Here is a 21511-nt window from a genome sequence, read left to right as displayed (position 1 = left end):
GGTTAAAATAACCACCATCATTTCATAACAATACCTGCTGACTATGAAGATCTACGTCATCAAAATAGCAGTTCATGGAGTCAGTCCGATGGTCTGGCGTCGGCTGAGAATTGCTGCCGACACGTCACTGGCCGCGCTTCACTTCATTTTCCAGATAGTGCAGGGCTGGGGGGACGACCATCTCCATCAATTTCACATTTATGGCAAAGATTACGGTATCTCCTACGAAGGAGGCATCGGTTTTGTCGATAATCCGTTCCGGGTCGTGATTGATGATTTTGCTTTTGATGCTGGCGATCGCTTTACCTATGAATACAATTTCTTTGAGCACTGGCTTCATGACATTCGTGTTGAGGCCATTTATGAAAACTCTACGCTGAAAGCGCCGTTTTGTATAAGCGGCCATGGTATGCCCGGAGCCACAGCTGCGGATGAGTTCGATAAAACCCTGGCGTTTCTTGAAGCTATCGTTAATGCGGATGATGAAACAACGGTCGGCGAGATCCGCCCTTTTGCTGACGACCTGGATGCTGTCAGGTTCAACCGCCACAAAATCAACCGGCAACTGAGCAGGCTCGACCTTGCATCTCCGGTACTGGAGCCTGAAGTTATCTGGCTGGGCCGTCGTCGCTGACTGATGTCTATAAAGGTATACGTTTTCAGCATGCCTCTCAGATCCCCGAAAAAATGTCTATAAACCTCCCTAAATCAGTGTTTATGGATTATTCTTTAAATCTCTATGATGTTTAAAGACCTTCCGGAGGTTTTGCGTGCAATATGCCTACATCAGGGTAAGCTCGGCCGATCAGAATACGGCCCGTCAGGAAGAGGCATTGTCAAAGGCGGGTTTTCAGCCTGATAAAATTTGTGTTGAGCATGCCAGCGCGAAGGACACAAACCGCCCGGGGTTACAGGAACTCCTGGGGCAATTACGCCCTGGTGATACGCTTCTGGTTCATTCCATCGATCGCCTTTGCCGGAATATGTCGGATATGTGCGCTGTCACCACCCGGCTTCGTGACCAGGGCGTTACCCTTATTTTTCTGAAAGAGCAGCTGACGTTCAGCGCCGGCACAAACAATCCGATGCAGGAACTGCAGCTGCACATGATGTCGGCATTCAGCCAGTTTGAACGAGCCTTACTGAAGGAAAGGCAGGCCGACGGCATCGCCGCGAAAAAAGCACGGGGTGAAAAAACAGGGCGCCCCGGCGCCGATATCAAAAAGATCCAGGAAATTGACGCACTCAGAAGCAGAGGGGTCAGGCTCAGGATCGCCTGCGACCATGCGGGCCTTGGCGTTTCCACATATTATAAGCTTCGTCACCAGATGAACAACCAGTAGCCGGGAGATAGTCATCCACCACAGCAGGAGGCAATGATGCAACTGACGCTCCAGATAGTCATCACCGATGAATCAGGCTCCAGTCGAACGGAGGAACTGATGACAATCCAGAAATCAGGGGAGACCCGGAACGACATCGGATTATCGGTGTCAGAATCCAAGCTGTTGCTGAATACGGTCCAGCAGTCGGTGGTCCAGCTGCAGGCAGACGAATATACTCAACACCATATCCGGTGCCCTCACTGCCTTGCTGCGCGCAGAATCAAAGGCAAACAGAAAATACGGTACCGGACGCTGTTTGGCGTTATTCCGGTATCCGGGCTTCGGGTGTACCGGTGCCGTTGTGAAGAGAGTGATACAAAGACAGTCAGTTTGCTCAGCGACTGGGCCGGCGATTATTCTCACCCGGCACTGAAATATATTGAAACCCGCTGGGCCTCGATGATCTCCTATGAAATGACGACTCGTCTGCTGAAAGATATTCTGCCGGTGGGCCACAGCCTGAATGCCTCAACGGTGAGGAATCATTTATGCCAGGTGGCGCAGCGTCTTGACGCTGAGGCTGAAGCTCATTCAGGTTTTCTTTCCGGCTGCCCCCGCGACTGGGGGAACCTGCCCAGGCCAGGAAAACCGCTTGTGGTGGGTATAGATGGTGGTTATGTTCGCGATCGGGATGACAAAAAGCGTAATTTTGAAATTATTGCCGGGAAGTCTTTTTCCGTTGGTGCGCCTGCTGACACCCGCCGCTTCGGTTTTGTTCAGAAGGATGACTGTCATCCGGAACGCAGGCTCATGACCCACCTTTCAGCGCAGGGAATGCAGGCCAACCAGCAGATATTTTTTCTGTCCGACGGCGCGGATAATCTCAGGGACCTCCAGTTCGGTATGTACCCTGAGTCAACGCATGTGCTGGACTGGTTTCATATCACCATGAGGCTGAAGGTGCTCATGCAATATGCCCGGGGACTGCTGGTATCAGATCCAGAGGCGGGGAGTAAAGTTCTGGCACTGCTGGAAAGCATTAAACGATATCTCTGGCATGGCAATGTTGTCGCTGCGCTGGAACATATTGATAATTGCGTTATGTATTGCGATGACCCTGAACTCAGCTATCCTAGCCTGAAATCCCTGCAAAAACATCTGGATGAAATGTATACCTACATCCGGAATAATAAGATGATGATCCCAAACTACGGCGAAATGCGTCGGTACGGAGAGCCGGTATCAACCGCGTTTGTGGAATCCACGATCAATGAAGTGATCGCCAGACGAATGGCCAAAAAGCAGCAGATGCAGTGGAGCAGAAAAGGGGCTCATTATTTGTTACAGACCCGGACCGCCGTTTTGAATAACGAACTGCAGGATAAATTTGTCTGCTGGTATCCGGGTTTTCAAAGTGACGGGAAGGGACCAGCGATGGCAGCATAGCTCACGCTGCCCCAATATTTTTTATGCTCTCGGTCGTATGGAAGCTGGACCGCCTCGGTCGTGATCTTCGTCATCTCATTAATACAGTGCACGACCTGACCGCGAGGGGGACCGGTCTGAAAGTGCTGACCGGTCACGGGGCGACTATCGACACAACAACGGCCGCTGGCAAGCTTGTCTTCGGTATCTTTGCCGCACTGGCGGAGTTTGAGCGCGAACTGATTGCTGAAAGAACGACTGCAGGTCTGGCATCAGCAAGAGCCCGTGGGCGGAACGGCGGCCGACCTTATAAAATGACGCCAGTCAAACTGCGACTGGCAATGGCATCAATGGGACAATCAGAAACAAAGGTCAGTACGCTATGCCAGGAACTTGGGATAACCCGGCAAACTTTGTACAGGCATATTTCCCCTGTTGGTCAACTGCGGGCGGACGGGATCAAGCTGCTCAACCGTGGATAATTTGAACGGACGGAAAAATCTGGGGTTCCGGCGTAGTACCCCTATCACCTCCACATTTTTGCAACAGTGCCTTATAAATGGCAGCCTTATGTTTACTTGCCAAGATGGGCTACCATATGATGTTTTATACTGAGCAATATTAATATTATCTTTAATGGAAAAATTAAGCCCACTAAGTGACCCACTGCTATATGGCTCTATTGTGAAGACGCCTGAGGGTAAAAATTTATACATGGTTGTCCCTATGTCTATTATTGCAAGGTTGACAATATTATTCGTTTTATAAATTTGAGCGTTTAAAATCACACATCAAAGCAATTAGTCAGGATAAACAACAATACCCAGTGCTTCGAGAATCAGTTCTTGCTGCCAGGCTGCAATTTTGATACCTGATGTATCGACTTTGCGGGGATCTAAACCGTCGAGTTCGGCGTGGCATAAATTGGCACCCTGTAGGCTAAATTGCCCCCAGACATCTTCGGAAAAAACACCTCGACTTAAGTCTGACTCTTTCAGTGATGCACCCGCTAGGTTCGTTCCTATCCAGCGATTTTCAAACAACTCACATTTTTCTAAACAAACCCTCTCCATATTGGCATAGGAAAGATTACATCCAGAAATAAATGCTGAGCAAAAGTACATACGATTACTCACTTGATGGGCAAAGTTTGTTCGGGAAAAGTTGGCACCTTTTAAATCACACGCACGGAACTCTATACCGTAGCAATTGGCATTACTGAAGTTTGCCATCGCAAGTTGGCATTGTTGGAAACTTGCATCACGAAGATCTGCGACATCAAAGTGGCAGCCTTCGATATCACCCTGTTCAATGAACTTGCAGTTGACGAATGTCGTATCACGCAAGTTAGCACGTCGAAAGTCGCTGCGAATGAATGTGCAAGCGGTGAAGGTGAGATCACTTAAGTCTTTATGTGAAAAGTTGTGGTGCCGATATGTATGATTGTAGGTTTCCATGAGTACTCCTTGTTGAAAGGAGGGCTAGACTACCATTATACATATGCCAAGACATTAAAATAAAAGCCTGTTACATCAACACATTACAACCCCTCAATTTACCTGTTTTAAGTGGTCAAATTGGCGCGTAGAGCGCCTATCGCTCTTGCATTGGCACGCGGCCCTGTTGAAAAAAGTTATTCGCTTTAGATAGGGTTAGGAGAGCCGTGCTTCGCCGGTAAAAAATCGGACTATCCGACGCAGGGCGGACTCATCGGCGGAGAAGCAAACTTTGACTATATCTCCCTACACTTGGAAGAGGGCTAGACTGGCCCCATAGATCACCAGACACTTCGACTCTCTTAAAATAAGAGGTAGTCTTGGAACTATGTTTAATACCAGTCAGAACGATAAGATGGTTGAAGTGTTATCAGGACCTGAGCGGCGTCGGCGTCGTACACCGCAGGAAAAAATTGCCATTATTCAGCAGACTATGGAGCCCGGTATGACCGTGTCTCATGTCGCGCGCCTGCATGGCATCAATGCAAACCAGATATTCAAATGGCGCAAGCAATATTAAGACGGTTCACTGACGGCTGTTGCATCGGGCGAGGAAGTGGTGCCGGCCTCCGAACTCGCTGCCGCCAATAAGCAAATTCGCGAACTCCAGCGCCTTCTGGGCAAAAAGACGATGGAAGCCGAGATACTCAAAGAGGCCGTGGAGTTCGGCCGGGCAAAAAAATGGATTGCGCATGCGCCCTCGTTGCCTGGGAACGACGAATAAGCGACGTTTGCAGAAGTCTTGGCGTGTCGCGTGCGCAGTTGAGCATTCGGGTTCACCGGCCATCTGACTGGGCTCCGTTTGGGAAACGGACAATATTGTACGTTAAGATGATTTTTTGTACGGTCATGGCCCGATCAAAGACCGAGCCGAATGGGTTATTTCTCACCGAAGATAATTTTTTCGAGATCCTGCAAGTCCTGCTGTGATTGTTCGTTAAGGTTGGCTTCTGCTTTGTCGTACCAGCTAAGTAGATTCTGACCAAGTGGTGTCAAAACCGAGCCTCCACCTTTGCTGCCGCCTGTTGACGTGATGACCACGGGCTTACCTATCCCTTTGTTTAACGTATCAATCAGGAGCCAAGCCCTTTTGTAGGGTATACCCAGATCTTTTGCGGCGGCTGACAGGGAGTGAAACCCATCTATAGCGCGCAATAGATCAATTTTACCCGGCCCCAGCGAGATGTTGTCATTAATGTAAATTCGGGGTCTGACCAAAATAAAATCAGATATAAGCGCTTTTTTATTCATCCTGATACCTTTCTCGAAATTATTTTTGCCGGGTGTGTTTGAACGTTTTGATGGCGGAGATAAGAAGGATCACCCCAAGTAAAGTCATAAGTACCTTAACCGGGAACAGGCCGACCAGAAGTCCGCCAATTGCCGCACCAATCACAGATCCGATGACCATCCATACAAACAGTGGCCTTTCTTTCTTCAGAATCTGGAAAGCATCTGCATTTGTATAACGGGAAAAACCAACAATCATTGTGGGCAGGCTAATCATCAATGACAGGCTTCCGGCCAGTTTGATGTCAACCCCGAACAGGATAACGATTGTGGGGATCAGAAGCTCACCGCCAGCCACACCGAGCAATGCTGCAACTATCCCGATAAAGAACCCTGAAATCACACCTGCAATAATGGTGGCAATACCGGGTTGAAATAACCCGCCGGAAATACTGTGTAGTGGTAGCCATGCTTCTGAGAACATGACGAACGACAGTAAAACAAGGAGGATCAGAATGATTCTGTCCAGCCAGATTCTGGACATCTTAATGGCGCGGCCTGCGGCCCACCATGCCCCAATAAGACTTCCCGCCAGTAAATTCATGACAATATCAAGATGCTCTACCAACTGATCGGGGGCTATCGATTTTGTGCGGAAAATTAGAGCGATAGCGACAACAGCGAGGCTCATTGCTTTGTTAAAGATGACGGCTTCCAGGGTGGGTATTTTGAAACTACCGATCAGGACGGGAAGGCGAAACTCAGCCCCACCGAGCCCAATCAGCCCTCCTAAAGCCCCAATTACCGCGCCTGAGAAAAAACCTTTTCCATTCCTTTTTGAAACTGATGACATGCATTCCTCTCTGATTCGTTATGTCATTTTTGACATAACGACGAGCATAGCATTTCAGATGATAAGTTTGATAGTACGTTGTATAGGCGGGAATTGATCCAGGTTAAAGCTGATTCAATCAGTACCGGTGATTTTATTAAGCGCCTGTATCCGACAAACCTGAGAAGAACTGTAGCCGGTTGCTTCTGCTGTCTCCCGTATACTGAGTTTCTTAACCTGTCGGTAGTACAACACCTTCTGGTGTCGTTCCTGGTCTGCCTGTTTGCCCCGGTATTTCCCCAGAGAATGAGCACGCTTAATTCCCTGCTGCTGTCGCTGGCGACGACTCAGCCAGTCCTTGTGCGACATTGCAGCCATCAGATCAATCAACATATTGTTGATGGCAGTAATGACAGCGCGGGTTATCGGGTCAGCCTGTGAAGGATCTTTCTCTGACAGCGCCTGCCATGAGGTGGGAACATCCAGACTGACAATCCGCAACTCGTGTTGTTCTATCTGCTTTTTCAGCGTCATCCAGTCACTGTTGCTGAGACGGGTCAGGCGGTCTATCTGCTCGACCAGCAAAATATCATTACGGTGACTGTCCATCAGTAAGCGGCCCAGCTCCGGACGGTCAAGTTTTGTACCGCTGATGTTCTCCCGATAGTAGCTGGCGATTTTATGCCCCCGCTCCTGGACGAACTGCTCCAGCATCTCTTTTGCCCGATCGGCGAACTGATCTTCCGTCGATGCCCTTAAATAAGCTCTGATGAACATTTTTTCACCACGTTATCGCATTTAGGTTATTGCATTAATTCTATCGCATATAGGTTATGTCATTCATCGTGTGCCGTCACGTTTTGAGTATGGCGTCGGGGTGTACCCTTATGCGATATCTGGTTTTGTTAAAAATACCGTACTGAATAATTTACGAGGAAAACTATATGGCAAGGAGGCAGATTCTTTCTCTGTCGGAAAGAGAATCATTACTGGCATTACCGGACGATGAGTTAACGCTGACCCGAATGGCCTATTTCAGTGAGCAGGATCTGGCATTTATTAATGCTCATCGTAAACCGGCCAGCCGGTTTGGTTTCGCCGTCCTTCTTTGCTATCTGAAAAATATCGGGTTTGCTCCGGATAAAAAATCGTCTCCACCGGCAGAATTGCTCAGAGTCATCGGCAACCGCCTTAAACTTTCAGCAGAACTCTGGCAGGAATATATTTCCGGCCGTGATACCACCCGGCGCGAGCACCTGGGGGAACTGTATCGGTATCTGGAACTGAAAGCCTTTAATGGGGCACTTCAGAAAGAATGCATCCAGCATCTGCTCCCTCTGTCTACCAGGACCGATCGGGGCATACTTATCGCCGAGGAATTACTGAAGCGTCTGCATCAACAGCGAATTATTATTCCTGGTATTGATGTTGTGGAACGTACCTGTGCTGAAGCAATGACACTGGGTGATAAAGCGGTTTACACCACGTTGAATGCGCATCTTGGTATCACGCATAAATCAGCGCTTGATGCGCTACTGGTGACAACTGAAAAACAAATCTCCCGTTTGACGTGGTTGCTTCAGCCTCCGGGAAAGATCAATGGAAAGAATGTCCTGCAACATATCGACCGCCTTAACGCCATTGAAGCACTGGCGCTACCGGAAGGCGTGGATAAAACAGTTCATCAGAACCGGCTGCTGAAACTGGCGCGGGAAGGCCGCAAAATGAGCAGCCGGGATTTAGCTGATTTTTCCCCTGCTCGTCGATACGCAACGATGGTCTGTGTACTGACTGAGGCCAGAGCCACAATCATTGATGAAATTATAGAACTGCATGAACGCATACTGGGCAGTATGTTCAGCCGGGCAAAACGTCAGCAGGCCGAACGCCTTCAGAAAACGGGCAAGCTGATACAGCAGAAATTACGGCAGTATGTTTCCGTTGGACAGGCTATCTTGGATGCACGCAACGCAGGCGAAGATCCTCTGTCTGCTGTTGAACAGATATTACCGTGGGAAGATTTTGCCGCCAGCTTGGAGGAAACCCGGCTCCTTGCACGTAAGGATAATTTCGAACCGCTTCATCTTATTACCGAAAAATTCAGCACGCTGCGCAAATATTCGTCCCGGTTGTTATCGGCCCTGCAACTGAGGGCCACTCCGGCCGCCTTATCTCTTAATGATGCCCTCGATACTATCCGTGAAATGTATCGTAAGCAGCTAAGAAAGGTTCCCTCATCAGCGTCACTGGATTTCATCCCTGAGAGCTGGAAAAAGATGGTGATCACCCCCTCAGGTATTGACCGGCAATACTATGAAATTTGCGCAATGAACGAGCTGAAGGGGGCGCTGCGGGCCGGTGATATCTGGATCCGGGGTTCCCGGCGCTACAAAAACTTCGATGACTATCTTATGCCAGGAGATAATTTCGAAAAGTTATTAAATAATAATCAGTTAAATATACCTGTCGAAACAGATTGCGAAGCTTACCTTAAGGCAAGGCTGACGCTGCTGGCCTCCCGCCTGGAGGAAGTTAACGCAATGGCCGTTACCGGGGATCTTCCCGATGTGGATATTTCAGATAAAGGTCTAAAGATCACCCCGCTGGATAACAGCGTTCCTTCCACAATATCACCACTGGCCGACCTGATTTACAACATGTTGCCACACCCAAAAATTACAGAAATACTGGATGAAGTTGAGAGATGGACAGCCTTCTCGCGACATTTTACCCATCTGAAGAACCCGCTTACCCGCCCGCAGGATAACCGTTTGCTGCTTACCACCATCCTGGCGGACGGCATCAATCTGGGGCTGACCAAAATGGCAGAGTCCTGTCCGGGAACCACGCGGGCTTCGCTGGAAAACATGCAGGCATGGTATATCCGCGATGAAACGTACTCTGCTGCACTGGCTGAACTGGTTAATGCCCAGAAGTCACGTCCGCTGGCGGCATTATGGGGAGACGGTTCAACCTCATCTTCTGACGGTCAGAATTTTCGGGTTGGCAGCCATGGCCGCTATGCCGGTCAGGTCAACCTGAAGTACGGTCAGGAGCCGGGGGTGCAGTTTTATACGCACATTTCTGACCAATACAGTCCGTTTTACACCAAAGTGATCAGCCGTGTTCGTGATTCCACCCACGTACTTGATGGCCTGCTGTATCACGAAAGTGATCTTGAAATCACGGAACATTACACCGATACGGCAGGTTTCACGGAGCATGTTTTTGCGCTGATGCATCTGCTGGGGTTCGCTTTTGCACCCAGGATCCGGGATCTTCATGACAAGCGGTTGTTTATTCAGGGGAAGGCTGATAAATATCCGGCTCTACAGTCAATTATTTCCACAACTCAACTGAATATCAAAGAGATAGAAACCCACTGGAATGAAATTCTGAGGCTGGCGACCTCAATAAAGCAGGGAACTGTGACCGCTTCTCTGATGCTGAAAAAGCTGGCCAGTTATCCGAAACAGAATGGGCTTGCCAAGGCACTGAGGGAAATCGGCCGCATTGAGCGAACACTGTTTATGCTGGACTGGTTTCGCGATCCTTCACTGCGTCGCAGAGTTCAGGCAGGTCTGAACAAAGGGGAAGCCCGGAATGCCCTTGCCAGAGCCGTTTTCATGCATCGTCTGGGCGAAATAAGGGATCGAGGTCTGGAAAACCAGAGTTACCGGGCCAGTGGACTGACGCTGATCACCGCCGCGATCACATTGTGGAATACCGTATATATAGAGAACGCCGTTAACCTGCTGAAGAGGAAGGGGCTACATCTCAATGAGCAATTGCTGTCACACTTGTCTCCGTTGGGCTGGGAGCACATTAATCTGACGGGAGATTATATCTGGAGAAACAATAAAAAACTGGCAGAAGGGAAGTATCGACCTTTGCGGCCGGTTGATATCAGCCAGTACAAAAAACAACCTTAACGTACAATATTTGCCGTTTCCCAAACGGAGCCCAATCAGATCCCCGAAAAATAGTCCTTCAGTGGGACGAAATGATCCGGACCGCTGGCTCCCTGAAGCTGGGCAAAGTACAGGTTTCAGTGCTGGTCCGTTCATTGCTGAAAAGTGAACGTCCTTCCGGACTGACTCAGGCAATCATTGAAGTGGGGCGCATCAACAAAACGCTGTATCTGCTTAATTATATTGATGATGAAGATTACCGCCGGCGCATTCTGACCCAGCTTAATCGGGGAGAAAGTCGCCATGCCGTTGCCAGAGCCATCTGTCACGGTCAAAAAGGTGAGATAAGAAAACGATATACCGACGGTCAGGAAGATCAACTGGGCACACTGGGGCTGGTCACTAACGCCGTCGTGTTATGGAACACTATTTATATGCAGGCAGCCCTGGATCATCTCCGGGCGCAGGGTGAAACACTGAATGATGAAGATATCGCACGCCTCTCCCCGCTTTGCCACGGACATATCAATATGCTCGGCCATTATTCCTTCACGCTGGCAGAACTGGTGACCAAAGGACATCTGAGACCATTAAAAGAGGCGTCAGAGGCAGAAAACGTTGCTTAACGTGAGTTTTCGTTCCACTGAGCGTCAGACCCCAAATACGGGAACAGCTGAAACTTGTATTGCCCCTCTTAAGGTCAAGTCTCTTTCCCATTGCTTCATGGCTCTTGGCTTTCCGTCCCATTTGAAAACCTGATGCTCATTCTTTATGACACCAGTTTCTAGGCCGATAATTGCGTCGGGGATCTTAAATGTTGATGCTGGAAGATATTCCTTTGATGCACGAGCTAAGTCATTGGTAGCGCAGGATTTACTGCTACTTTTACAAAGCACGAAGACACCATTGACGGCTTCGGCAGAGAACTCTTTGTTCCAAGACGTATTTTCTGTAATTGAACCAGCTAATGCCGTACTCGAAAGACACGCGATAATTACATATGCGGCAAATGTTTTCATGGCACCTTCTTGGTGGCTAACGTTTGACATGAGGGGCGGCCAAGGGCGCCAGCCCTTGGACGTCCCCCTCGATGGAAGGGTTAGGCATCACTGCGTGTTCGCTCGAATGCCTGGCGTGTTTGAACCATGTACACGGCTGGACCATCTGGGGTGGTTACGGTACCTTGCCTCTCAAACCCCGCTTTCTCGTAGCATCGGATCGCTCGCAAGTTGCTCGGCGACGGGTCCGTTTGGATCTTGGTGACCTCGGGATCATTGAACAGCAACTCAACCAGAGCTCGAACCAGCTTGGTTCCCAAGCCTTTGCCCAGTTGTGATGCATTCGCCAGTGACTGGTCTATTCCGCGTACTCCTGGATCGGTTTCTTCTTCCCACCATCCGTCCCCGCTTCCAAGAGCAACGTACGACTGGGCATACCCAATCGGCTCTCCATTCAGCATTGCAATGTATGGAGTGACGGACTCTTGCGCTAAAACGCTTGGCAAGTACTGTTCCTGTACGTCAGCAAGTGTCGGGCGTGCTTCTTCTCCGCCCCACCACTCGACGATATGAGATCGATTTAGCCACTCATAGAGCATCGCAAGGTCATGCTCAGTCATGAGGCGCAGTGTGACGGAATCGTTGCTGTTGGTCACGATGCTGTACTTTGTGATGCCTAACGCCTGAGTTGAGGGGCTTTTGCGGAGTAGGCGCAGCCTGCGTAGCAAAAGTCCCGCTCCAACGATTTGTTATGCCGCATCTGCTACTCGGCGACTGAGCGATTTTTGTGTGCTTTGACAACGTTCGCTGTGTGCTGGAGCAAGTCTAGACCGCCCGGTAGACCGTGCCCGGGAATGACGACCTCTGCTTCCGGGTAGTGTTTTTGAATCCGCTCAACGGAGGTGGGCCATTCAGCCAGATCGGCATCGGCCACGTTCCCCGCAGACGTGCTTGACAACTCATGAACGGCACAACCACCGTATAGCACGTTCGCTGACGGGACGTATACAACCAGATTGTCGGTCGAATGCGCAGCACCAGGATAGAAGAGCTCTACTGGACCGAAGCGCACTGCGTCCCCGCTCGATGAGAGTCCTTCTAGAGAATGCGTGGGAATCTCGTTCCCCTCTGCCTCGGCTAGCCGGCGTGTCGACGGTGATGCGTACGTTGCCACCCCAGCCGCCCGAAGGACATCAACGCCGCCGACGCGGTCGTCATGAAAGTGCGTGGAGACTGCACGCGTTACGGGAAGTCCAATTTGCTTTTCAATCTCCGCGAGAAGTGCCGCTGTGTTTTTCGCACCCCACGCTGTATCAATCAAAAGCAACTCATCACCATCACGGACAATGAGACCATTGGACGGGTAGACCGCGCCATCAAACGACTGCGTTGCGATATGCGACCAAACACCATCGGCAATCTGGTAAAGTCGGACCTCTCCGACCGGAATTTCGTTGACTGTCGGATACTCACCACTCGGCTCCCCGGAATGGGCTAACGGACTTGCGACAGCCATGACAGACGCGGTCATGTAGACCAATAAACTACTAATAACTTTTAACATCAAGACTCCATAGGGGTGGGTGCGGCATAACTTTGTTTTAGGGCGACTGCCCTGCTGCGTAACATCGTTGCTGCTCCATAACATCAAACATCGACCCACGGCGTAACGCGCTTGCTGCTTGGATGCCCGAGGCATAGACTGTACAAAAAAACAGTCATAACAAGCCATGAAAACCGCCACTGCGCCGTTACCACCGCTGCGTTCGGTCAAGGTTCTGGACCAGTTGCGTGAGCGCATACGCTACTTGCATTACAGCTTACGAACCGAACAGGCTTATGTCAACTGGGTTCGTGCCTTCATCCGTTTCCACGGTGTGCGTCACCCGGCAACCTTGGGCAGCAGCGAAGTCGAGGCATTTCTGTCCTGGCTGGCGAACGAGCGCAAGGTTTCGGTCTCCACGCATCGTCAGGCATTGGCGGCCTTGCTGTTCTTCTACGGCAAGGTGCTGTGCACGGATCTGCCCTGGCTTCAGGAGATCGGAAGACCTCGGCCGTCGCGGCGCTTGCCGGTGGTGCTGACCCCGGATGAAGTGGTTCGCATCCTCGGTTTTCTGGAAGGCGAGCATCGTTTGTTCGCCCAGCTTCTGTATGGAACGGGCATGCGGATCAGTGAGGGTTTGCAACTGCGGGTCAAGGATCTGGATTTCGATCACGGCACGATCATCGTGCGGGAGGGCAAGGGCTCCAAGGATCGGGCCTTGATGTTACCCGAGAGCTTGGCACCCAGCCTGCGCGAGCAGCTGTCGCGTGCACGGGCATGGTGGCTGAAGGACCAGGCCGAGGGCCGCAGCGGCGTTGCGCTTCCCGACGCCCTTGAGCGGAAGTATCCGCGCGCCGGGCATTCCTGGCCGTGGTTCTGGGTTTTTGCGCAGCACACGCATTCGACCGATCCACGGAGCGGTGTCGTGCGTCGCCATCACATGTATGACCAGACCTTTCAGCGCGCCTTCAAACGTGCCGTAGAACAAGCAGGCATCACGAAGCCCGCCACACCGCACACCCTCCGCCACTCGTTCGCGACGGCCTTGCTCCGCAGCGGTTACGACATTCGAACCGTGCAGGATCTGCTCGGCCATTCCGACGTCTCTACGACGATGATTTACACGCATGTGCTGAAAGTTGGCGGTGCCGGAGTGCGCTCACCGCTTGATGCGCTGCCGCCCCTCACTAGTGAGAGGTAGGGCAGCGCAAGTCAATCCTGGCGGATTCACTACCCCTGCGCGAAGGCCATCGGTGCCGCATCGAACGGCCGGTTGCGGAAAGTCCTCCCTGCGTCCGCTGATGGCCGGCAGCAGCCCGTCGTTGCCTGATGGATCCAACCCCTCCGCTGCTATAGTGCAGTCGGCTTCTGACGTTCAGTGCAGCCGTCTTCTGAAAACGACAGATGCGACCTTGTGCATTGCAAAAATGTATTGCAATATAAAATCAAATGGCAACAGGAAATCGCAATCATGCTTATCGGTTATGCCCGGGTTTCGACACAGGAACAGGATACTCAGGCTCAGATATCAGCACTAAAGTCAGCCGGGTGTGAACTGATTTTCCAGGAAAAAGCTTCGGGAGGGCGATGGGATCGACCCGAACTACAACGTCTTTTACAGCAACTGCGCAAAGATGATCAGGTTATTGTATGGAAACTGGATCGCCTTTCCCGTTCGCTGAAGGATTTATTGCTGACGCTGGAGAAGATTGAAAACACGGGAGCTGATTTTCGCAGCATTACCGAAAATATTGACACATCCACTCCGGCGGGCAGGATGATGATGCAGATCGTTGGCTCCTTTGCTGAATTTGAACGCGCCATGCTTCGTGAGCGGACAAAGAGCGGGCTTGCGGCGGCACGCCAGGATGGCCGGGTTGGTGGGCGACGCCCTAAGTTAACCCCCCAACAGCAAAAAGAGATTGTCTCGCTCGTCACATCGGGGCAAAAAACGGGCGCTGATGCTGCACGTTTGTTCCGTGTTCATCCTTCCACCGTGGTGCGGCTTCTTGCCAGACACCGGATGACTGAGATCGGACAGACATAAATCGATGCGGGGGTCCATCTTGGTCATGCCGTCACGGAGCGGCGGAACGAAGGGTTGGATGTTCCCCCTGAATTTCTTCCCCACATATCCCCATTGGGCTGGGCGCACATTCTACTGACTGGCGAATATCTTTGGCCCAAGGAACCGAAAGCTTAGGGTGTCATTTCGCCCTCAGCCGGAACCGACCCCTTGAAGGCGATGAGGAATAACGGAAGATCAAAGATCGTTGATCGATCCTCTGAAGATCCTGTACTCTCTTGCTCAGAAACGAAAAAACCACCCGGCAAGGTGGTTTTTTCGAAGGTGATAAGAGCGTCAACTCTTTGCACCTGGTAACTGAATCCGAAGCAGGGAGAACAGTCACCGTTAAATTCAAATGTAGTGTAGCAGTCGTCATGGCTGCAATTCAAGTCCCATCTCCCTGCTCGAATGACGTTACCGCATTGGCTGTTACCAATGGCGGCGATTTGCCGCGCCTGACGAACTGGAAATCGTGTGTTTGTCATAGTCAGGCGTAACGGCAGCGGGAGACGGGGAGTCTGGTTAAAACCCGCAGCGTTGGAGCGAACTGTCTAAGTCGAGCCGAGAACTTTAAGCGTGAGCTATGAGAAAGCGCCACGTTGCTCGAATGGGCTAAAGGCGGTCAGGTTTCGGTAAACGATATGACAGGAACACAGGACGTAACCAGGGGGAGCGATGCCAACGAAAGGCGGCAGATCTCTAAGCTGTGTCGGGTTTCGCCTACTTCTGACTTGTAGCTTTTTTTTGAAGCTCGTCAGGAGGGGCGGAGCCTTTGGAAAAAGGCGACTTACGCCGCCTTTCATGCTTTTATCGCTCATAAATCGGTATTAGTAGCAGGACTACAACGGACATAGATTGAAGTCCTGTTATGGCAAAATGCATCCATCTATAGGAACTTGAACGATCTTTAGTCTCGTACACACCTCTTATCATTATCGGCTTTTGCATTAACATGATTATCAAAATACCGAGCATATTTGTAATGAAAGAGGTAAAAGCGGGTATACCTATGAACATTAATCCTCTGCGCGATAGCTCCGCAGCTATTGCTACCACAGCAACTAATTTCAGTGGCTGTACGGCATGTTTGAAAATATAGCGTTCAAATTTTTCTATCATTTATAGTCCTCCCCACGATTCCAACGGTCCTCCCAGTGCTCAAGATAAGGTTTTGCCAGCTGGGGCATGTTCCAGATCACCACCGCGTTTTCCGAGTTTTTAGATTCTGCTGCTTTGGTGTAGTTGAAGCTGCCCGTCTGAACTGACCGTTCATCAATAATCATCACCTTGTCATGCTGGATAGGAAAGTCGCTATCCACCCGCAGCGGGATCTCGTTTTTCACAATGTACTTCATCGCACGGTGGCTTACGTCATTACGATTGCCGCGTTCGTCGATAACGATTTTCACATCGACACCGCGATTTTTAGCTTTGACCAGCGCCTGCATTATATCCATCGCGGTAAAGCTATAAGCCATCATTCGGATCGAGGATTGCGCGGAGTCGATAGCGCCAATTACCAACGTTTGAGCGCTACCTTCAGGAGAAAACCCGACCTGTACCGATGGCGAATCGGCGGCTATTGAGGGCAGGGAGGAAAAGGCCAGAACCCCCGTCAGGAATATGATTGCTCCTTTTTTCACTTTATCCCTCCATTCATGCACTCATACTTATATTCTGGCGAATAGTAGATTTCGCGAATCTTCCTTTTCGCCATGAAAACGACCACATCAATAGTGGAGTGCAGCAGGCGCATAATGTCAGAAATATCCAGCATACGGCCCACTTCGGTAGCTTTAACCATCAACCCTATACGGGTGAAGGCATCCATCGCCGAGTTAGCATGTGTGGAGGTTAAGCCGCCAGGGTGTCCGGTATTCAACGCCTGAAGGTAATCCCATGCAGCATCATCCCTCAGCTCTGTCATGAAGATACGATCTGGTGTCAGGCGCATACAGGCTTTAAGGCACTGCGTCGGCGTAGCCAGCCCTGGTTTATCTTTACCGCCATATTTCATATAAACGGCTTCTTCCAGGTGGGTAGCTTCAACTTCGTGAGCATCCTCCATGATTATCACGCGTTCCTGCGGGCTAATGGCTTTGAGCAGGGCGCGGGTGAGTACCGTTTTCCCTGACCCGGTTTCTCCCACAACGACAACGGTTCGCTTTTTCCGTACCGCAGTAAGCAAAAATTCTTCCCGGCGTTTAGCCCGGTATAACTCTTTCAGCAGGAGATCGTCGTCGTCCAGCTCGCGCTTATGGCTGTCAATTTCCCGGCAAAACTCAAAGATACCTTCCTGGCTTAACGTCGCCAGGTCTTTATCCAGCGCGATATTTTTACGAAAAGCGATAGCGGCGGTGTTATCGATCACCGCAGGCGGTAAACAGATAATTCCCCTGGAACCGTCCGGTAACACCACGTCATTAATCATCTGGCGCGAAACGTTATTGGCGCTGGTTAATGCCGCAGTCAGGTTATCGATAAACGCGCCGGTAATGCTGTCGTTCTGGATGATTTTGCGGCCTTCGAATGTGTCACAAACCACCTCGTTATAACGGTTGATTCGGACTTCAAATACGCCCGGATCTTCGAAATACTCCCGCAGCGGCCCCAGCTGGTAATAAGCCGATGATTGATTCATGTAAGTTATCTCCTGCTACAAAGAACAGTGGGCCTTCCGGCCCACGTTGATTAGTTGTCTGCCAGTGAGTAAATATCACTGAAATCGAGGTCACGAACGACGTAGATACTGATTGCGTCGCCCTGCTGGTCGTAGAGTGTTGGCGGGATGTTAATCGTGGCTCTCAGTGCTTCAGAGGCCAGTTCCTGCGAGTTGTTTTGCGTATTACTAAACTGGATATTATTGCCGTTTTGAGCTGCGGCCACGCCAGCCTGAAGCGCGTCAGACAGGACGGAAATGAACACGGCCCCTTCGAAGCGATCCCAAAAGTGGGAGTCAACCTGTCCGGGAACACCGGAACTACCGAGAGAGTTGGTCCCGGCGCTATCCAGATTAACGAATGTGCCATCCGGGTTTACCACTCGCTCCCACAGCACAAAGACGCGAGCCTGACCATTTTTGAGGCCACCGTTCATCTGGCCCGTAACAAATGCGCCTTTGTCGATCAGCTTCACCAACCCATCGAGGGAATACACATCACGCGTCACCCGGCAGGACACCATGCCGGGAACGGTCGTATCCAGCTCCGTAGACGTGCCACACGGTATCATCGTCCCTTTAGCAATGGTCATGCTCATATTTTGCATTACGCCCGCTCTGCTGCCTTTCAGGCGGGCAGGTGTAAGCTCTTTTGCTAACGCGCTGCTGCCTTCGCTGCCTTCGTCGCTTTGCTGCTCTTTTTTGGCCGGAGTCTGGCTACCGCCCTGCTCGCCGGAAAGATCGCCATCAAGACGGCGCTGCATGGCGACTTCTTCCGGTGTCAGCTGCTTCTTCCCGTTGCTGGCCCGGCCCGTGTTGCTATGACTGGCTTCATATTCCGCTCTGGCTTTATCCTGCATCGCCTTCTGATTAGCGTCAGGGGCCGCTGCCCCGCCAACGTTCGGGTTAGTGTTGAACTGATAGTTAGGCAGACTGCTAACCCCATCATTTTTATTACCGCTGTCAGCTTTGGCCGTGTCCGGCGCTTTGCGTGTGTGCGTGTAAATAGTGACGCCAACGAAGCACATGGCGATGATAGCCAGGATAGCAATAAAGGCTTTTAGCCCTGGTGCGGTGCGGCGTTTCTGTGCGGGCATTCCCCCGCGTTCATCGTTGAAGCTGTTGTTGTTATCCAGCTCGCTATCAATATCGACTTTACGGGCCATTAGTTATCCCCTCCTTTTTGCACCCTTCTTACATCCGGGGAGGCTGTGCCAGTGGAAATTGCGCCAGCTGAAGGCACGTAGTTGATATTTTTAATACCAACAACCTTTGTCCAGCCAAGCCTTACACGCCATTCTTTCGCTACGTTCTGGCATTCCAGAATGTTGTTATGTTCACCAACCGGGCGACAGTTAGGGAGCGTCTCTTTGCCGCTGGACGATATGTAATAAACCTGCGGTAAGTCGGCGTTTTCCGGGAACTCAAAGCGCGTGAAACGGTAGTTATCCCAAACATGGATCGGCTGAATATCTGCCATTTCCGGCTCGTCGCTCATTTCATACTGGTAGTTTTTAGGACCAGCGAAAGCAGACTCCCGTAGCTTCTCCGTCAGGCGCTTTTTCTCAGCCACGCTGGAGGCTTTTTTCTGCTCGTCAAACGGGTATTCATAGGTCAGCTGAAGCGTGGCCTGTTTCATTGACCACGGCGTTTTGATAAACGATTTTGTTTCTGTGCCGTCAGCGTTCTTTGTTGTCGTCTCACCGATATAGTGAAGCACGATGTTATAAGACCGTTTATCAGTAACGATGGTCAGGTTGGTATCACTCATTTCGGTCTTAGGTTTCACGAAATAGTGATTAAGTTTGTGTGAGAAAATCCAGCCAGCAGAATCACCGAAAGCGTGAGTGATATAGCTTTCATCCGGGGAAACGACGATATGCGTAAACAGGCCCGCTACCGCATCAATTCGCACCACATCGACCGGGTTATAAACTACCGTTTTGATACGGAAGTCATACGGTGAACTTTTCGGCGCTTGAAGCGCCGCTGCGTTAAATGTGGTCCCGGCCAGCGCCATTGCGATCACTGCGGATAAGACTACTTTTTTCATAGTACAGTCCTCAGTTCGACTCAGGGTTAACGCGGTAACTGGTGACGCGGAAGCCGAGCGGGTTGATGTAGCGCTGCGAGGCGTTCATAGCCAGCGATTTGTACTCGTAGCCCAGGATGGCAATCCAGCGCTTCGGTGGATCGTCAAAGTTATTGCTACGAGAGCGGCGAACGGTCGTAAAGCGAATGGTCGCCACGCCATGCTCTCTATCGAGAATGGTTGAGTTGATGCTTACTCGCGTTGTCTCGCTGTCACCCAGGACCTTATCAATCCCTTGCTTACCCTTGAACCGGGAAAGGTAGGCTTCCGCCACGTTCGGCGTGGACATTAAACCTACGGCGTCATAGTCCACTTGCAGGGAATAAAAATCGTAGGATTCTCGGTGGATAACGTATTGAGTCAGGAAATACTTATCAATTTCGTCGCCATAGGTGGCATCGTCACGCGTCAGCTTAACCTGTGATACCTCGTGATTGCTGGGGTTCAGCGTCAACAGGAACGGCGGTATTGGCTGGCTGTAGCGGTAATTCACAAAGGTAGCATTACCGATTGCCACAACCGCTACAACGGATGCGACCGCGGCGACTATCCACGCCGTGCGGCGTGAAGATAACACTTCGTTCATAACGTCCACTTCCAGCCCTTTACGGCTTTCGTTGAACTCTTTGATGGCCTCTTTGGTCAGCCCTTTCTTTTTCTCTCTCATAACAACCACCTTATCCCTGTGTATCTACTGGAAGCGTTTTATTGACTGGCACAGTGTGGCTCCAGTCCGGCTCCGGCGGTGGCTTGAAACTGCTGGAACATGCCCCTAACAACAACACCCCTAAAAGTACGATTGCGCGCATAGTTTCGACCTCATTTGTCCATTGCGTTCTATTATCTTATATCCGTGAAATTGCAATTTCAACGACTTTTGTTTATTTATGCTGCTTTTCCCCGGCTACCACGCGCCTTTCCTGTCAGACCTGAACCGCCAGCCCCTGCATTGCCGCTACTGCTGGCGCTTTGTCCACCGCCGCCGCCAGCTGCTGAAGGTCTTGCTGAAGGCTTCGCTCCACCAAAAATCCCATTAGAGGCAACATTACCCATCGTATTCATCGAGTGGCCCGCATGGCGGGCCGCAGAAGCTATATCAGCAGAAACACCGCTACCGAAATTCGACGCTACCGCTGGAACCTGGAACAACACATAGACGGAAACAATGGTGAGAATGACCAGTCCAATAGCCGTTGATAAGGCATCAAAGCCTTCGCTGCCGTTAAGACCGGAAATCATTTTTGTAAAGAGGCTCATTAACAACCCAAATACGAGAGCCAAAAGAACTATGACCAAGCTGTAATTAATAACGGTCCCCATCCACTTAGCAAATATGCCTTTTGTTGGATTCCACAGGAGACAGAATATAGCTATTGGACCTAAACACAGGCTTATAGCCAGTAGCACTTTAGCCATAATTATAAAGGCAGAACCCAACCCACAAAGAACTACGGTCGCTGCTATTAGAATGAGTCCGATTACTGCGCTCATTATGCCGTTAGCGCTAATGCCAGCCCCTTCGAACGCTGTTTGTATTGCCGTTATAGACTGGTCTACCCCAGTATCAATAATGGCTGCCATCCCTGTAATTGAGGTTTTATTTTGAGTCACCAATATTGAAGCAAAATTATCAGGCAGGGTTAAAGCCAAATGCACAAGGTCGGTTTGATATAACCCGCCAGCCGTTGCAAAACTCAAAACAACAGCCGCTTTCATATATTGTGTAATTAAATCCCCAAGCGCCTCCCCGCCCCCTCCGGGGCTAAGAGCGGAATATGCACCTTGAGCCATAAACTTGATGGTCAAAAATATTGCAACCGTTGGTGTGACGGTTGCAATGATGGTTGTTACGTTGGTATCAACCATCATATTTATCAGATCATCAATTATGTCAAATATCTGCTGAACAGTATTAAATGCCATAACTACACC

General features: G+C 50.6%; 19 protein-coding genes and 5 pseudogenes. 10 read left to right on the top strand and 14 right to left on the bottom strand.

The genetic code is table 11. From position 1 onward, the window contains the following. The first annotated feature begins 43 nt into the window (after window positions 1-43). From O1724_RS23785 to O1724_RS23770, 4 genes and pseudogenes are all read left to right on the top strand, one after another. A complete protein-coding gene (locus tag O1724_RS23785; RefSeq protein WP_012477564.1) occupies window positions 44-634 on the top strand; it encodes a plasmid pRiA4b ORF-3 family protein in 591 nt (196 codons plus the stop codon). Between the two features lie 136 nt (window positions 635-770). Then, window positions 771-1343, top strand: a complete 573-nt coding sequence (locus tag O1724_RS23780; RefSeq protein WP_001493762.1) for a recombinase family protein — start codon at window positions 771-773, stop codon at window positions 1341-1343. 36 nt (window positions 1344-1379) lie between these two features. After that, window positions 1380-2771 (top strand): ISKra4-like element ISKpn19 family transposase, encoded by a 1392-nt coding sequence (locus O1724_RS23775; RefSeq protein ID WP_001493761.1) that lies wholly within the window; start codon window positions 1380-1382, stop codon window positions 2769-2771. A gap of 32 nt (window positions 2772-2803) precedes the next feature. Then, window positions 2804-3232 (top strand): annotated as a pseudogene (locus O1724_RS23770) (recombinase family protein); the annotation flags it as partial. A 318-nt stretch (window positions 3233-3550) separates the two neighbouring features. Here O1724_RS23770 and O1724_RS23765 read toward each other — a convergent pair. Further along, window positions 3551-4207 (bottom strand): quinolone resistance pentapeptide repeat protein QnrS1, encoded by a 657-nt coding sequence (locus tag O1724_RS23765; protein ID WP_001516695.1) that lies wholly within the window; start codon window positions 4205-4207, stop codon window positions 3551-3553. Between the two features lie 394 nt (window positions 4208-4601). Here O1724_RS23765 and O1724_RS23760 point away from each other — a divergent pair. Then, window positions 4602-5041: pseudogene (locus O1724_RS23760) on the top strand (transposase); the annotation flags it as partial. 84 nt (window positions 5042-5125) lie between these two features. Here the strand turns inward: O1724_RS23760 and O1724_RS23755 are convergent. From O1724_RS23755 to O1724_RS23745, 3 genes are all read right to left on the bottom strand, one after another. Beyond that, window positions 5126-5497 carry a winged helix-turn-helix domain-containing protein gene (locus tag O1724_RS23755; protein WP_001034147.1) on the bottom strand — a complete coding sequence of 124 codons (372 nt, stop codon included), beginning with the start codon at window positions 5495-5497 and terminating at the stop codon, window positions 5126-5128. A gap of 19 nt (window positions 5498-5516) precedes the next feature. Further along, window positions 5517-6329, bottom strand: coding sequence for a sulfite exporter TauE/SafE family protein (locus O1724_RS23750; RefSeq protein ID WP_000100193.1), 813 nt, complete (start codon window positions 6327-6329; stop codon window positions 5517-5519). Window positions 6330-6443: 114 nt separating this feature from the next. Further along, the gene (locus tag O1724_RS23745) at window positions 6444-7085 is read right to left on the bottom strand and encodes a recombinase family protein (protein WP_058671571.1); all 642 of its coding nucleotides are present in this window, start codon (window positions 7083-7085) and stop codon (window positions 6444-6446) included. Window positions 7086-7252: 167 nt separating this feature from the next. Here O1724_RS23745 and O1724_RS23740 point away from each other — a divergent pair, with 167 nt between their 5' ends. Together O1724_RS23740 and O1724_RS23735 are read left to right on the top strand one after the other, a co-directional pair. Next, window positions 7253-10240, top strand: a complete 2988-nt coding sequence (locus tag O1724_RS23740) for a Tn3 family transposase (protein WP_077483199.1) — start codon at window positions 7253-7255, stop codon at window positions 10238-10240. Window positions 10241-10293: 53 nt separating this feature from the next. Beyond that, window positions 10294-10812, top strand: a pseudogene (locus O1724_RS23735) (Tn3 family transposase); the annotation flags it as partial. A gap of 66 nt (window positions 10813-10878) precedes the next feature. On the opposite strand, the pseudogene O1724_RS23730 reads toward O1724_RS23735, so the two are convergent. From O1724_RS23730 to O1724_RS23720, 3 genes and pseudogenes are all read right to left on the bottom strand, one after another. Continuing rightward, window positions 10879-11238, bottom strand: a pseudogene (locus O1724_RS23730) (penicillin-binding transpeptidase domain-containing protein); the annotation flags it as partial. 80 nt (window positions 11239-11318) lie between these two features. Beyond that, on the bottom strand, window positions 11319-11873 hold the full coding sequence (locus O1724_RS23725; RefSeq protein WP_003159191.1) for an aminoglycoside N-acetyltransferase AAC(6')-Ib4: 555 nt from the start codon (window positions 11871-11873) through the stop codon (window positions 11319-11321). 107 nt (window positions 11874-11980) lie between these two features. Then, window positions 11981-12781, bottom strand: a complete 801-nt coding sequence (locus O1724_RS23720) for a subclass B1 metallo-beta-lactamase VIM-1 (protein WP_013263789.1) — start codon at window positions 12779-12781, stop codon at window positions 11981-11983. A gap of 166 nt (window positions 12782-12947) precedes the next feature. Between O1724_RS23720 and intI1 the strand changes: the two genes are divergently transcribed. From intI1 to O1724_RS23705, 3 genes and pseudogenes are all read left to right on the top strand, one after another. Further along, on the top strand, window positions 12948-13961 hold the full coding sequence (gene intI1 / locus O1724_RS23715; protein WP_000845054.1) for a class 1 integron integrase IntI1: 1014 nt from the start codon (window positions 12948-12950) through the stop codon (window positions 13959-13961). Window positions 13962-14231: 270 nt separating this feature from the next. Next, window positions 14232-14807 (top strand): recombinase family protein, encoded by a 576-nt coding sequence (locus O1724_RS23710; RefSeq protein WP_000904911.1) that lies wholly within the window; start codon window positions 14232-14234, stop codon window positions 14805-14807. Between the two features lie 15 nt (window positions 14808-14822). Then, a pseudogene (locus O1724_RS23705) lies at window positions 14823-14963 on the top strand (Tn3 family transposase); the annotation flags it as partial. A 980-nt stretch (window positions 14964-15943) separates the two neighbouring features. On the opposite strand, the gene O1724_RS23700 reads toward O1724_RS23705, so the two are convergent. The 7 genes from O1724_RS23700 to O1724_RS23670 form a co-directional block, all read right to left on the bottom strand. Next, complete coding sequence (locus O1724_RS23700; RefSeq protein ID WP_000715148.1) at window positions 15944-16471, bottom strand: phospholipase D family nuclease; 528 nt, start codon at window positions 16469-16471, stop codon at window positions 15944-15946. Continuing rightward, window positions 16468-17469 carry an ATPase, T2SS/T4P/T4SS family gene (locus O1724_RS23695; protein WP_001076634.1) on the bottom strand — a complete coding sequence of 334 codons (1002 nt, stop codon included), beginning with the start codon at window positions 17467-17469 and terminating at the stop codon, window positions 16468-16470. Before O1724_RS23695 ends, O1724_RS23700 begins: the two co-directional genes overlap by 4 nt. Before the next feature lie 50 nt (window positions 17470-17519). Then, window positions 17520-18653 (bottom strand): type IV secretion system protein VirB10, encoded by a 1134-nt coding sequence (gene virB10, locus O1724_RS23690; RefSeq protein WP_000101920.1) that lies wholly within the window; start codon window positions 18651-18653, stop codon window positions 17520-17522. After that, window positions 18653-19540, bottom strand: coding sequence for a TrbG/VirB9 family P-type conjugative transfer protein (locus O1724_RS23685; protein WP_000758230.1), 888 nt, complete (start codon window positions 19538-19540; stop codon window positions 18653-18655). Before O1724_RS23685 ends, virB10 begins: the two co-directional genes overlap by 1 nt. 10 nt (window positions 19541-19550) lie before the next feature. Continuing rightward, entirely contained in the window at window positions 19551-20246 is a 696-nt protein-coding gene (locus O1724_RS23680; RefSeq protein ID WP_001208352.1) for a VirB8 family type IV secretion system protein, read from the bottom strand. A 10-nt stretch (window positions 20247-20256) separates the two neighbouring features. Then, window positions 20257-20388, bottom strand: a complete 132-nt coding sequence (locus tag O1724_RS23675; RefSeq protein ID WP_032493177.1) for a hypothetical protein — start codon at window positions 20386-20388, stop codon at window positions 20257-20259. 76 nt (window positions 20389-20464) lie between these two features. Then, entirely contained in the window at window positions 20465-21502 is a 1038-nt protein-coding gene (locus tag O1724_RS23670) for a TrbL/VirB6 family protein (protein WP_101972614.1), read from the bottom strand. Window positions 21503-21511 lie beyond the last annotated feature (9 nt).

Source organism: Enterobacter cloacae complex sp. HYC074_NIDB, from assembly GCF_056673345.1.
The sequence above is the reverse complement of the archived record's forward strand: the minus strand, read 5'-3'. Positions and strand labels throughout refer to the sequence as shown.

What these genes read in the sequence shown, in the direction of transcription:
- virB10 (WP_000101920.1), bottom strand. Translation starts at nt 18,653, where the DNA reads ATGGCCCGTAAAGTCGATATTGATAGCGAGCTGGATAACAACAACAGC.
- O1724_RS23710 (WP_000904911.1), top strand. Translation starts at nt 14,232, where the DNA reads ATGCTTATCGGTTATGCCCGGGTTTCGACACAGGAACAGGATACTCAG.
- O1724_RS23670 (WP_101972614.1), bottom strand. Translation starts at nt 21,502, where the DNA reads ATGGCATTTAATACTGTTCAGCAGATATTTGACATAATTGATGATCTG.
- O1724_RS23675 (WP_032493177.1), bottom strand. Translation starts at nt 20,388, where the DNA reads ATGCGCGCAATCGTACTTTTAGGGGTGTTGTTGTTAGGGGCATGTTCC.
- O1724_RS23685 (WP_000758230.1), bottom strand. Translation starts at nt 19,540, where the DNA reads ATGAAAAAAGTAGTCTTATCCGCAGTGATCGCAATGGCGCTGGCCGGG.
- O1724_RS23745 (WP_058671571.1), bottom strand. Translation starts at nt 7,085, where the DNA reads ATGTTCATCAGAGCTTATTTAAGGGCATCGACGGAAGATCAGTTCGCC.
- O1724_RS23680 (WP_001208352.1), bottom strand. Translation starts at nt 20,246, where the DNA reads ATGAGAGAGAAAAAGAAAGGGCTGACCAAAGAGGCCATCAAAGAGTTC.
- O1724_RS23695 (WP_001076634.1), bottom strand. Translation starts at nt 17,469, where the DNA reads ATGAATCAATCATCGGCTTATTACCAGCTGGGGCCGCTGCGGGAGTAT.
- O1724_RS23740 (WP_077483199.1), top strand. Translation starts at nt 7,253, where the DNA reads ATGGCAAGGAGGCAGATTCTTTCTCTGTCGGAAAGAGAATCATTACTG.
- O1724_RS23750 (WP_000100193.1), bottom strand. Translation starts at nt 6,329, where the DNA reads ATGTCATCAGTTTCAAAAAGGAATGGAAAAGGTTTTTTCTCAGGCGCG.
- O1724_RS23765 (WP_001516695.1), bottom strand. Translation starts at nt 4,207, where the DNA reads ATGGAAACCTACAATCATACATATCGGCACCACAACTTTTCACATAAA.
- O1724_RS23720 (WP_013263789.1), bottom strand. Translation starts at nt 12,781, where the DNA reads ATGTTAAAAGTTATTAGTAGTTTATTGGTCTACATGACCGCGTCTGTC.
- O1724_RS23775 (WP_001493761.1), top strand. Translation starts at nt 1,380, where the DNA reads ATGCAACTGACGCTCCAGATAGTCATCACCGATGAATCAGGCTCCAGT.
- O1724_RS23755 (WP_001034147.1), bottom strand. Translation starts at nt 5,497, where the DNA reads ATGAATAAAAAAGCGCTTATATCTGATTTTATTTTGGTCAGACCCCGA.
- intI1 (WP_000845054.1), top strand. Translation starts at nt 12,948, where the DNA reads ATGAAAACCGCCACTGCGCCGTTACCACCGCTGCGTTCGGTCAAGGTT.
- O1724_RS23785 (WP_012477564.1), top strand. Translation starts at nt 44, where the DNA reads ATGAAGATCTACGTCATCAAAATAGCAGTTCATGGAGTCAGTCCGATG.